Source organism: Sporosarcina jiandibaonis (assembly GCF_013184495.1).
Classification (GTDB): Bacteria; Bacillota; Bacilli; order Bacillales_A; family Planococcaceae; genus Sporosarcina; species Sporosarcina jiandibaonis.
Window position 1 is genome coordinate 214,470 of record NZ_JAAOIY010000004.1, and the last position, 12,258, is coordinate 226,727.

A 12,258-nucleotide genomic window follows, 5' to 3' on the forward strand; every position below is an offset into this window, starting at 1 on the left:
ATGTACTTAAAAAGAGGTACATATACTCATTGATGAACACGGAGAAAGTAGATTTAAAGTTGAAGGAAATACAATGCATTGTGTTGAAAGGGGATAGTATTGCGGAACAAAAAGAACTGTTTAAAGACACCGCAATCAAAAATTTGATTATCGAAAGAAGTAGAAACGATCGAGTTTTTTGTTTAGTTTGCTTTGACAAAGATAAAACGATGGCGGGTTACTTCTGGGGAATCGTTCCAACTGAAAGAACTTGGCATGATAGTATACCAATAGATAAGGGCCAGGGGTTTCTTTTTAATGGATATGTTAATCCACAATTTAGAGGTAACAATATTTTCCCTTTTTTAATTAATGAAACTTCCCAATATATAAAACGGCATTATCAAGTAAATGAAATAATTGATGTTGTAGAAAAACAAAACATTGCATCTAATAAGGCCCATAATAAAGTCAATGCAAAAATCTATTCAAAGAACATCTTATTTAAATTTTTAGGAAGAAATCTTATTTCATTGTATCGAAAGAATATTATTCTTCTTTTGGGAAATAAACGAAATAGAATTTGATATGGAGCTGTACTTAAATTGAAGAATATAGTATTTACGGATCATATAAATGCATGGTCGATAAAGAAGGGTTTGAAGAAATTCGGATTGGATCTATTCTCGATTCAAAAAAACACAAAACTTATTCCCTTTATTGATAAAGAAAAAATTAAAGAAGTAGATACACTTTTTTTCACTGAAGAAAATTCTTTAAAAGAGTATGTTAACAACCATAATGACTATAAATTTGAACCTCGGTATTTTAATATTGAACTTCTCGATGATAAATTAGAATTCGCAAATTTTCTTTTAGGAATCGAAGAAAACCCTATACCATCAAGATCATTAAATACGCATGAAAGTGATTATCCATTTTATTTGAAGTGTAAGCACTCATGGAAAGATGGGATGAAACTTCCACGTGGATTTATTGTGAATAATCAAAACGAAGTCAATGATGTTATTGACGAAATAAACGACAATCAATGGGATACAGATTGGTTCTTTCATCAAAAATTGTTAAATTCAAGTATAGAAAACAATATTTCTACATCAGGTTACTTTGACTATAAGAATAATAATAGAAATGCAATTATTATTAGTAAGAAGACTCACGGTAGTACTTCTACTATGGCAACTGGAGCCGTAATCGAAACGATAAAAGATCCGAATAATTTAATTGACCGAACCAATTACATATTAAATGAATTAAAATATCAAGGACCTTTTGAGTTAGAGTTTTTTTATGAGGAAGCCGATGAACAGCATTATGTTTTGGAACTCAATCCCAGGTTTTGGATGCAACATGGAATATTTATAGACCTATACGATAATGCATTGATTAAAAGATACTTGTATAAAGATAAAGTAGATGATTGGTATGAAGATGGTATTGCGCCTTATAAACATATTATTTGGGTGGACAGTACTCATATTATATTTTCACTTTTAAAATTCCGGCTAAAACCAATGCTTATTTTGCTTAAATTAAAGGGCAAAAAAATTTTTTATCCGAGTATTCCAACAGCAACAGGGTTTTGTCTAAGAAAAGTAGCGAAAACCATTGCCAATAAACTTAAGAACTGAGTGATGTAATTGATTATCAAAATCCCACAAAACAATATTTTAGAACGAACCTATATCATCGATATTCTTATAGGTGAGTTCTTAGGCTTGTCGTATTCGATTGAAGTAAACGAAATAACTAATTATCATCTGATATTTGAAGAAAAAGAAGTCATCGTTGAGGATCACTTTTTCAATAATTACCCAGAGAATCTAAGTTATTTGAAAAAGGAGGCCATTCCTGATGACGTTTCATTTGTGGAAAATCAATTTACTTCGGAAACAGATGTTCCAATGTTGTTTGGTAACGATAAGATGATTGTTAATAACAATCAAATTCTATGTGGAAATGATATTTTCGCAGCTTCTTTTTTTATGCTCACCCGCTGGGAAGAGTATGTGAATACATCGCGTGACATTCATAATAGATTTTCCGCGAAAGATAGTGTTGCTTACAAGTTTGGTTTTCTTGACAGACCAATTGTGAACGAGTATGTTGAACTACTTTGGAATATGTTTTCATATTTAGGTTATCAAGAAAATCGAAAAGAACATAGTTTTGAATTTATTTTAACTCATGATGTAGATGATTTGCGGTTTTGGAAAGACAATAAAAAGAATGCTAAAGTTTTACTTGGCGACATTATAAAAAGAAAAAACATTAAATTATTTGCGAAAAATTTCAAAGATATAATGGAAATAAGATTTGGTAAAAAGAAGGATCCGTTTGATACATTTGATGAATTAATGAGTATTTCCGAGCAAAAAAATCTACAATCAAGATTTTATTTTATGAGTGGTGGAACTACGAAATATGATAATCGTTATGATATTAAGGACGATTTAACAATTAAATTAATCCGGAATATTGAAAAAAGAGGTCATTTAATCGGATTTCATCCAAGTTATGATTCCTACAATAACGAAAAACAGTGGAGCAATGAAAAAAAGGCATTGAAAGAAGTGGTAGATAAACCTATATTAGAAGGTCGACAACACTATTTAAGATTTGATATTCCATTTACATGGAGAATTTGGGAAGAAAATAATATGACGATGGATTGTAGTGTTGGATATGCAGACCGCGAAGGATTTAGATGTGGGGTTTGTTTTGGGTATTCTGTTTTTGATTTTTTGAACAGAAAAAAATATAAATTAAAAGAATTTCCTTTGCTTGTAATGGAGGCCAGTCTTATAACATATCAAAACCTGACTCCTGAGATGATGGAAAAAAGAATTAAAAAAATATTAGATATAACGTTAAAATACAAAGGAAGTTTTGTGTTTTTATGGCATAATTCCAGTTTCAATACTGCAACTTGGAAACAGTATAGTGCCGTTTATAAAAAAATAATAAAATATCAAAATAAGGTTTAAGGTCATGAGGGATATTATGAGTAAATACACATCCTTGGAATTTTTTTTAGGGGTCTTATTATTAGTTGGTACTGTATCTTTAATATATCCATATGGTTTCCCTTTGTTTACAATAGTTGCTATTCTATATTTCTTTGTTTTTTTTATTAATAAAAAAGTTAAGATAAAATTCAACTTTGGTTTTGGGATTTTGTATATCATGATTACACTTTATTTTTTAGGGATATTGATTTCCGCTAATAAACTTTATCCTTATAATATAGCTGATATTCAAAGTATAGTTGTATTAATCATTCTTTTCATGCTAATGGGTAATGCAAATTATATCACATTAAAGAAAGTCACTACAATTTATTTGAATTTTTGTTCAATCATTATTCCAATCCTCGCGATTTACTCTTTATATAAGTATGCATTGTTATTAAATGGAGTGAAAATTTCCAAGTTTTTAATAGAAGGCAGAAATTACCCTTGGGGAACTTCTTTAATGCCTGATTATAACATGTTTGCACTGGGAATGTTGATTGGTTTACTTGCAACAATTTCAAAATTAAGTGAATCTGAATCTGTTTATAAACAAGTGTTTTACTTATTTGCGACTGTCTTAATTGTCTTAGCAGTTATCTTTTCGGGTTCACGGCGAGGTTGGATTTTACTGGCTATCTCTAGTGTTTATTTAATATATATTTTACTTCGTAAGATTTTTAGATCTTCTTTAAAGTCAAAGATAACTTTTATCTTAACACTGACCCTAAGTGTGGTTATAGGCATTGTGATATTAAGTAAAAGCTCTTTAGAAATTACCAATCAATATGAATTAGAGAAATTACAGTATAGATATTCTACTTTGGAGAATTTAGGGGAAAGTTTATCGTCACGTACAAGTATGTGGGACTACACATTGGAAATAATACGTGATTATTCAGTTCTAAATTATATTATCGGAGATGGTTTTAACTATATTGAACAGTATGGGAAGAAATTTAATAATCCTAATGGTTACACTTATCCCCATAACATTCTAATATCAACTTTCCATTATTCAGGTGGGGTTGGTGTTATTTTATTGCTTGTATTATTAGTGAAACCATATATTTTATATATTAATAATAAAAGTCTTATACCCTCAAATTTAATATTGATGTATACGTTGTGTTTATTATTTTTATTAGTGTCAGGAAATTCCTTTTTTTCAATAAATATCCTATGGCTAACTGTTACAATAATTATAGTTGGTATTCAAAGGAGGGAGATAGACAAAAATGAAGAAAGTTATATCCATTGTTCTAAATGATTTTGTGAATGATTCAAGAGTTTTAAAAGAAGCAACTTCCTTAGCTTCTTCAGGGTATAAGGTTACTGTAGTTGCTTTACATAACGATGAATTACCCGAAAGAGAAGTTTTGCAAGGAATAGATGTTCATCGGATTAAACTGGTGAGTAGAAATTGGTCTAAAATGACTCCAATCAAGTTACTAAAATATCTTGAGCTGTCTATTAAAATGATAAAAAAATACAAAGAGATAGATATTATTCATTGTAATGATATAGGACCGTTACCAATTGCTTATATTATCAAGACGTTGACAAAAAATAAAGTTAAAATCATTTACGATGCTCATGAATATGAAACCGAAATGAATGGGTTAAAAGGTCTTAGAAAAAAAGTTGTTTCAATTATTGAGCGATTTTTAATTAACAAAGTTGATAAGGTAATTACAGTTAGTAATAGTATCGCAAATGAATACGTCAGACTATACAACATAGAGAAACCGGGTTTAGTTTTAAATTGTCCTCATTATAAAGAAATTTCTGCTCATGATAAATTCAGAGAAAAATTTTTGATTGAAAAAAATGTGAAGATATTTCTTTATCAAGGAAGTTTAACTAAAGGAAGAGGATTAGAACTTATTCTAGAAGTATTTACGACAATTCATAAAGAAGCAGTACTGGTAGTTATGGGCTATGGACCATTGGTTCAAACAGTAGTTAGTTATTCAGAGAAATACAGTAATATTTTTTATCATGAAGCTGTTTCGCCAGACGTGCTCTTACAATATACTTCATCTGCCGATATAGGTATATGTTTAATAGAAGATGTTTGTTTAAGTTATAGATACTCTTTACCAAATAAGTTTTTTGAATATGCTATGGCGGGACTACCTATTATTACCAATAACCTAATTGAGGTTAAGCAAATTGCCGAAAAATATCGGTGCGGCTGGGTGATGAAAGAGGATTCACCTAATATTTTAAAAGGGCTTGTTAATGAGATTGTGGATATGGATCTGGAACCGATTAAAGAGAATGTGAAGAGAATGACAAAAGAGTATAATTGGGAAAACCAAGAAAAGGTATTGTTGAATATTTACGCGGGGGTGCATAAATGAGAATATGTCATTTAACATCAGTTCATTCTCATACAGACACTAGAATATTTGTAAAAGAATGTCAGTCACTTTCGGCAGCAGGATTTGAAGTACATTTAGTAGCCCCAGGAGCTCCCGATTGTAGAATTGAAGGTGTGCAAATTCATGGAATTACTAGAGAAGTTGGAAGTAGATTAAAACGCATGACGAAAACCGTAAATCAGGTTTATAATAAAGCGCTTGAAATAGATGCGGAAGTATATCACTTTCATGACCCAGAGCTGATACCAATCGGATTAAAGTTGAAAAAAAGAGGGAAAAAGGTTGTTTATGATGTACATGAAGATGTTCCCAGACAAATATTAACAAAGAAGTGGATACCTAAATATACAAACAATATGATTTCAAAAATCATAGAAGCATATGAGAATTATGCTTCTAAGAAATTTGATGTAATTATTACAGCAACACCATTTATAAGAGACCGATTTTTAAATATAGATTGTAATGCTGTGGATATAAATAATTATCCCTTGTTAGAAGAATTAAAGGTTCTGGATATTCAATGGTCTGAAAAAGAAAATGCTGTCTGCTATGTAGGAGGGATAGCTTTTATCCGTGGTATCAAAGAGATGGTTAAATCTTTAGAAATGAAAAGTAATATAAGCTTATTATTAGCTGGAAAATTCTTTTCACCTAAAGAGAAAGAAGCTGTAATGAAACTTAATGGTTGGAAAAAGGTGAAGGAGCTTGGCTTTTTAGATCGGGAAGGTGTTAAAGATACTTATAGGAAATCAAAAGCAGGTATCGTAACTTTGCAACCTACCATTAATTATATTGATGCGCTACCAGTAAAAATGTTTGAATACATGGCTGCGGGCATTCCAGTAATTGCTTCTAATTTTCCACTCTGGAAAGATATTCTTAATAAGAATAAGTGTGGACTTATCGTTGATCCAATGAACCCCAAAGAAATTGCAGAAGCAATTAGTTGGGTTCTAGAAAATCCAATAGAAGCAGAACAGATGGGACAGAACGGAAGAAAGGCAGTTGAGACAGAATATAACTGGGAAAAAGAGAGTGAAAAATTAATTAAAGTATATAAGAATTTATTAAGAAAATGAGGAGCGTTCAAAATGAAAATCCCAATGCTAGATTTAACAGAACAATATTTAACAATTAAAGATGAAGTCTTATCAAAATTAGACGAAGTAATGTCTTCTTCACAATTCATTCTTGGAAACCATGTGAAACAGGTTGAAGATGACATCGCTGAAATGAGTAAGACAAGTCACGGAATCGGTGTAGGTAATGGCTCTGACGCGATACATATCGCACTTCAGGCAGCAGGAGTTGGTGAGGGCGACGAAGTAATTACGACATCATTCACTTTCTTTGCTACAGCAGGATCAATTATGCGTGCAAATGGAACACCAGTATTTGTTGATATTGATCCAGTTACATACAATATTGACCCTTCGAAAATTGAGGCTGCGATAACAGAGAAGACGAAGGCGATTATCCCTGTACATTTGTATGGGCAAATGGCAGATATGGATCCAATTATGGAGATTGCGAAGAAGCATAATCTACATGTCATTGAAGATGCCGCACAAGCTATCGGTTCAACATACAAAGGCAAGCAAGTTGGTGAAATGAGTAGTGCTGCTACTTATAGTTTCTTCCCTACCAAAAACCTAGGGGCATATGGCGATGGTGGGATGATTGTTTCAAATGAAGATGAACTCGCTGAACAAGCACGTGTTATTCGTGTTCATGGTAGTAAACCAAAGTATCATCATCATGTGTTAGGATATAACAGCCGTTTGGATGAACTTCAAGCTGCGGTTTTAAGTGTGAAGTTGCCACATTTATCAACTTGGAGCGAAAATCGACGAAAGCATGCAATGTATTATACAGAAAAACTTGAGGGTGTTGTTGGCGATTCTGTTATAACACCAATTGAAGTTGAAGGTAATTATCATGTGTTCCATCAGTATACGCTTCGCGTTGATAATAGAGACGAGCTTCAAGCATTCTTGAAAGAGCAAGGAATTGCGACAATGATTTATTATCCAATTCCACTTCATCTACAGCCTGTATTTAAAGATTTAGGCTATAAAGAAGGGGATTTGCCGGAAACGGAAAAAGCGGCAGCACAGGCATTGTCACTGCCAATGTTCCCAGAGTTGAAACAAGAGCAACAAGATTATGTCATAGAGAAGATTGTAGAGTTTTATTCGTAATGTTTTAAGAGAGATAGCCAGTCTGAAAATGACTGGCTATTTTAAAATGAAGGAGAGGGACGTATATTGACTATCCAAAAAGGGCAAAACGTTATTATCGCTTCAGATGTCTTATTAGGCGATAATGTAACAATAGGAAACAATGTCGTTATCTATGAGGGGACTATTATTGGGAATAATGTCATTATCCAAGACAACGCAGTAATTGGGAAACAACCGACGCGAGCAAAGGCGTCAATTCTTCCTGATGTGAAGAAGCTTCCTCCTGCGAAAATTGGATCAGGTGTAACAGTTGGTACGTCTGCTATTATCTATGCTAATGCGGAAATAGGTGACGATGTCTTCATCGCAGACTTGGCAACAGTAAGAGAGCGGGTGACAGTTGGTGAAAAAACAATTGTCGGACGCGGTGTTGCAATTGAGAATGATTGTACGGTCGGTAATAGATGTAAACTCGAAACGAATTGTTACATAACCGCGTATTCTAAACTGGGCAATAATGTATTTGTTGCTCCGTGTGTCGTCACAACGAATGATAACTTCATGGGACGTACTAAAGAACGTCTTGATAAATTTAAAGGTGTGACAGTTAAAGATGGTGGCCGGATTGGGGCAAATGTTACGGTTCTTCCAGGAAAAGTAATTCATGAAGACGGAACTGTTGCAGCAGGTAGTATCGTATCTAGAGACGTAAAATCAGAAAGTTTGGTAGTAGGATCACCAGCTAAGGAAATAAGAAAGGTTCCTGACGAGCAGTTATTGAGGAATCAGTAAGCGAGGTATTGGTTTGAATATTTGGATTTTCAATCATTATGCTAAGACGCCATTACAAAGTACTGGAACAAGACATTATGAGATGGCTAAGTATTTAGTTAGTAGAGGATGTAAGGTTACTATTTTTACATCATCTTATAGTGCAGCACAAAATTGCTATGTCGTAGATCACGATAATGAAAAGTTTAGAGTTGAAAATATAGAGGGAATCCGTTTTGTATGGTTGAAAACTACTCCATACCAGAGAGGTATTACTAGAATCTTAAGCTTTGCTAGTTACTATTATTATTCAATAAAGTTTGCAAAAAAAATATTTGGAAATGAAAGAGCAGATTTAATACTCGGATCTACCGTGCACCCCTTAGCAGCATTAGCTGCATATAAGATATCAAAAAAGAAAAAGGCGAAATTTTATTTTGAAGAACGTGATTTATGGCCTCAAACATTTATCGATTTTGGTAAAATTAAGCAGAAACATCCTATTAGTAAACTATTATTCAAAATAGAAAAGTTTTTATATAATAAATCCGATATGAATATTGTTCTTTTTGATAAAGCGGTAGATTACGTGCAATCCAAAGGAATTAGAAAAGAGAAAATAATTCATATTCCAAATGGTGTAAATATAAATGTTTTTAAAGAAATTGTCCCTTCAGAAAGTATTGATGAACTATATAAGCAGTTTGAAGGGAAATTTACAATTATTTACACGGGTTCACATGGTTTAGCTAATGATTTAGACAAGCTAATAAATCTAGCGGAGTCGGTTAGTTTATCAGGTTATGGTGAGAATATTCATTTTGTATCAGTAGGGTCAGGCGCTTTGAAAGAAAAGCTTAAAAGTAAAGCTTTAGATAAAGGTATTAATAATATTACTTTTTTAGATCCAGTTAGAAAAGTTGAGGTTCCATACTTGTTAAGCAAAGCAGATATGAGCTACATCTCTATCTTAGATAGTCCATTGTATAAATGGGGTTTCAGTATGAATAAACTATATGACTACATGGCTGCAGGGCTACCAATGATAATGCATGCAAATCCAAAAATTGTGGGTGAATATAATCATATTGAAGGGGTCTTTGTTTCAATGGAAACAGATGTACTCACAAAGCACATATTGACGTTATATAACAATCAGGAAAAAATATTGAATTATTCAAGGGGAATAAAGGAGCATGTTGAAAGTAACTACTCGTGGGATGTTTTGGGTGAAAGACTTTACAATAACATGTTGCATGATATTAAATCAGATACAAAGGTAAAGTGACTTTTTACGAAAAAGGATTTAAAATACAGATTAGAAATGTGAGTTTTGTTATGAAAAGAACTTTTGACTTTATTGTCAGCTTACTAGGGCTAATTGTCTTATCGCCTGTATTGGTCATGGTTGCACTTCTCATACGTTGGAAAATTGGCTCGCCCGTTTTGTTCAAACAAAAAAGACCAGGATTTAAAGGTAAGATTTTTGAAATATACAAGTTTAGAACGATGACGAATGATGTTGATGAAAATGGACATTTATTACCTAACGAAATGCGTATTACTAAATTTGGAAACTTAATTAGAAAGACTAGTTTAGATGAACTGCCACAACTATTTAATGTATTAAAAGGCGACATTAGTCTAGTCGGCCCAAGACCCTTGTTAGTCGATTATTTGGATATATACACACCCGAACAGGCTAGAAGACATGAGGTACGTCCTGGAATTACAGGTTGGGCCCAGGTGAATGGACGTAATGCAATTAGTTGGAAAGAAAAGTTTGAACATGATGTATGGTATGTCGATAATCAAAGTTTCTTGCTCGATATAAAGATACTATTACTTACAGTTAAAAAGGTTTTTATTTCAGAAGGTATTAATACGACTTCTGACAAAATGGTTAAACGTTTCACGGGAAAAGAGGATGAGTGAACTATGAGAATTCCTACTTATATTGTTGGAGCGGGTGGATTAGGCAGAGGTGTTTTAGAAACGGTTAATATGATTGCCAGTCAGAGTCGAAATTGGGAAGTTGAAGGGTTTATAGATGATAATGTTGATCTATATGAAACAACAATTAACGGTATAAACGTAGTTGGCGGCATCGATTATCTAATGAAAATCAACTCATTTACTAATATTATTTTGGCAATAGCTAATCCCAATATAAAAGAAATGGTATACGAAAGACTAAAGGAAAATAGCTATCTATTTTTCCCGAATATTATTCATCCTAATGTAGCACTTACCCCAAGTACTAAGATTGGTTGGGGGAATATCATTTCTGAAAATGTTTCTTTTTCGGCAGATGTAGAAATTGGTAACTTTAGTCTTATCCATTTTAATTCGACAATAGGACATGATGTGAAATTAGAGGATTATGTAACCGTTTATCCGGGTGCAAATATTTCAGGATTTGTTAAATTGAAATGTAAGTCTGAGATCGGTAGCAATGCTTGCATTATGCCGAGCAAAACAATCTTTGAGAGCGCAATGGTTGGGGCTGGAGCATTGGTAAGATCTGATGTTTTTTCAAAAACGGTTGTTGCCGGAGTGCCTGCACATGAAATAAAAAGAGAGAGGTGATTTCCAATTAAAGTTTTTAATATTAAACTAATGAGCTTAGGAGAACTAATTAGAAATCGTCTTTTTTTTCTCATTGATAAAATTATGAAAAAAGGTATTTACAACAATGTTCTTGACGTCGAAAAAAAGCTGGATAAAGGTTTCGCATCCTCGGATCTTAAAAGCATATTAATACATGCTAAAAGTACTGTACCTTTTTATGAAGGAAATCCAGATTTAAATGAACTAACTGACTTTCCAATAATCAACAAATCAATTGTTAGGGAGAATGTTGATCGATTTATTCCAAAGAATAAAAAGAAATCTGATTTAATAAAAGTGTCTACTTCAGGTTCTTCTGGAACTCCCATGGCATTTTATAGAACAAGTGATAAAAGAATTAGACAAATTGCTGAGGTAATTTATCTTAGTCAATCCGCAAATTATTATTTTGGCATGAAACATGGATTTATTAGGGCAACACACCCTAAAGGAAAATTGAGTTTACTAATTCAAAATGAAATTCATATTGATCCAACAATGCTTTCAGATAATAACTTGGAAAAAATTCGAAATGATATTAAAAAGATGAAAATCATTATTGGTTTTCCATCCACTCTTTACGAAATAGCATTGTATTGCCTGAAAATGGGAGATACTCCACAAGATTTCAAATTAAAAGGCATTATATCTACTGCTGAGCCACTGTTAGAAAAACAAAAAGCTGTTATCCAAAGTTTATTTGATTGTCCAATACAAGTACGATATGCAACAGAAGAATTGGGCTTAGTTGCTGTACAAAATCCAGAAGAAGACTATTTTACAATCAATGAAGCGTCATTTTTTGTTGAGATACTAAAGATTGATTCCGATGAACATTGTGAAGAAAATGAAGAAGGAAGAATTGTAGTTACTGACTTTTTCTCATACGGAATGCCTTTAATTAGATATGAAACTGGAGATATTGGTCGGTTCGTGAAAAAAATGATAAACGGGAAAGAAAGAAAGGTAATAACATCAATTTCAGGTAGAGAAATTGAAATGATTTACACTCCAAAGGGAGAAAAGATATCCCCATTCTCGATAAACGTAATGATGAAAGACGTTACCGGAGTTATTAAGTTTCAATTTATTCAAAAAGACAAAGATAATTATGTTATGAATGTGGTTCCAGATTTCAAATCATATAATGAAATTGAGATAAAAGAGATTATACATAGTATTTTGGGATCAGATGCAAAAGTTAAAATTCAGCAAGTGGAATCTATACCAACTCTCCCTTCTGGAAAAACAGCTTATATAGTAAATGAATATAAAATTTGAAAACACTATAAT

General features: G+C 32.5%; 12 protein-coding genes. All 12 read left to right on the forward strand.

Annotation, left to right across the window (positions count from 1 at the left end):
• Positions 1-29 precede the first annotated feature (29 nt).
• Positions 30-566: a hypothetical protein gene (locus G8782_RS12325; protein WP_172371593.1), complete on the forward strand. Its 537-nt coding sequence runs from the start codon at positions 30-32 to the stop codon at positions 564-566.
• Between the two features lie 18 nt (positions 567-584).
• On the forward strand, positions 585-1,631 hold the full coding sequence (locus tag G8782_RS12330) for an ATP-grasp domain-containing protein (protein WP_172371595.1): 1,047 nt from the start codon (positions 585-587) through the stop codon (positions 1,629-1,631).
• Between the two features lie 9 nt (positions 1,632-1,640).
• Positions 1,641-2,987, forward strand: a complete 1,347-nt coding sequence (locus G8782_RS12335; RefSeq protein ID WP_172371597.1) for a polysaccharide deacetylase family protein — start codon at positions 1,641-1,643, stop codon at positions 2,985-2,987.
• A gap of 16 nt (positions 2,988-3,003) precedes the next feature.
• The gene (locus G8782_RS12340; protein ID WP_172371599.1) at positions 3,004-4,281 is read left to right on the forward strand and encodes an O-antigen ligase family protein; all 1,278 of its coding nucleotides are present in this window, start codon (positions 3,004-3,006) and stop codon (positions 4,279-4,281) included.
• The gene (locus G8782_RS12345; protein ID WP_172371601.1) at positions 4,250-5,377 is read left to right on the forward strand and encodes a glycosyltransferase; all 1,128 of its coding nucleotides are present in this window, start codon (positions 4,250-4,252) and stop codon (positions 5,375-5,377) included. The genes G8782_RS12340 and G8782_RS12345 overlap by 32 nt, the downstream gene beginning before the upstream one ends.
• The gene (locus G8782_RS12350; protein WP_172371603.1) at positions 5,374-6,480 is read left to right on the forward strand and encodes a glycosyltransferase family 4 protein; all 1,107 of its coding nucleotides are present in this window, start codon (positions 5,374-5,376) and stop codon (positions 6,478-6,480) included. The genes G8782_RS12345 and G8782_RS12350 overlap by 4 nt, the downstream gene beginning before the upstream one ends.
• Before the next feature lie 12 nt (positions 6,481-6,492).
• Positions 6,493-7,602 (forward strand): DegT/DnrJ/EryC1/StrS family aminotransferase, encoded by a 1,110-nt coding sequence (locus G8782_RS12355; protein ID WP_172371605.1) that lies wholly within the window; start codon positions 6,493-6,495, stop codon positions 7,600-7,602.
• 72 nt (positions 7,603-7,674) lie between these two features.
• The gene (locus tag G8782_RS12360) at positions 7,675-8,376 is read left to right on the forward strand and encodes a DapH/DapD/GlmU-related protein (protein WP_172371787.1); all 702 of its coding nucleotides are present in this window, start codon (positions 7,675-7,677) and stop codon (positions 8,374-8,376) included.
• 13 nt (positions 8,377-8,389) lie between these two features.
• Positions 8,390-9,643: a glycosyltransferase family 4 protein gene (locus G8782_RS12365; RefSeq protein WP_172371607.1), complete on the forward strand. Its 1,254-nt coding sequence runs from the start codon at positions 8,390-8,392 to the stop codon at positions 9,641-9,643.
• A gap of 50 nt (positions 9,644-9,693) precedes the next feature.
• Positions 9,694-10,290, forward strand: a complete 597-nt coding sequence (locus tag G8782_RS12370; RefSeq protein ID WP_172371609.1) for a sugar transferase — start codon at positions 9,694-9,696, stop codon at positions 10,288-10,290.
• Between the two features lie 3 nt (positions 10,291-10,293).
• Positions 10,294-10,944 carry an acetyltransferase gene (locus G8782_RS12375; protein ID WP_172371611.1) on the forward strand — a complete coding sequence of 217 codons (651 nt, stop codon included), beginning with the start codon at positions 10,294-10,296 and terminating at the stop codon, positions 10,942-10,944.
• An 84-nt stretch (positions 10,945-11,028) separates the two neighbouring features.
• A complete protein-coding gene (locus G8782_RS12380; RefSeq protein ID WP_172371613.1) occupies positions 11,029-12,246 on the forward strand; it encodes a phenylacetate--CoA ligase family protein in 1,218 nt (405 codons plus the stop codon).
• The last annotated feature ends 12 nt before the right edge of the window (positions 12,247-12,258 follow it).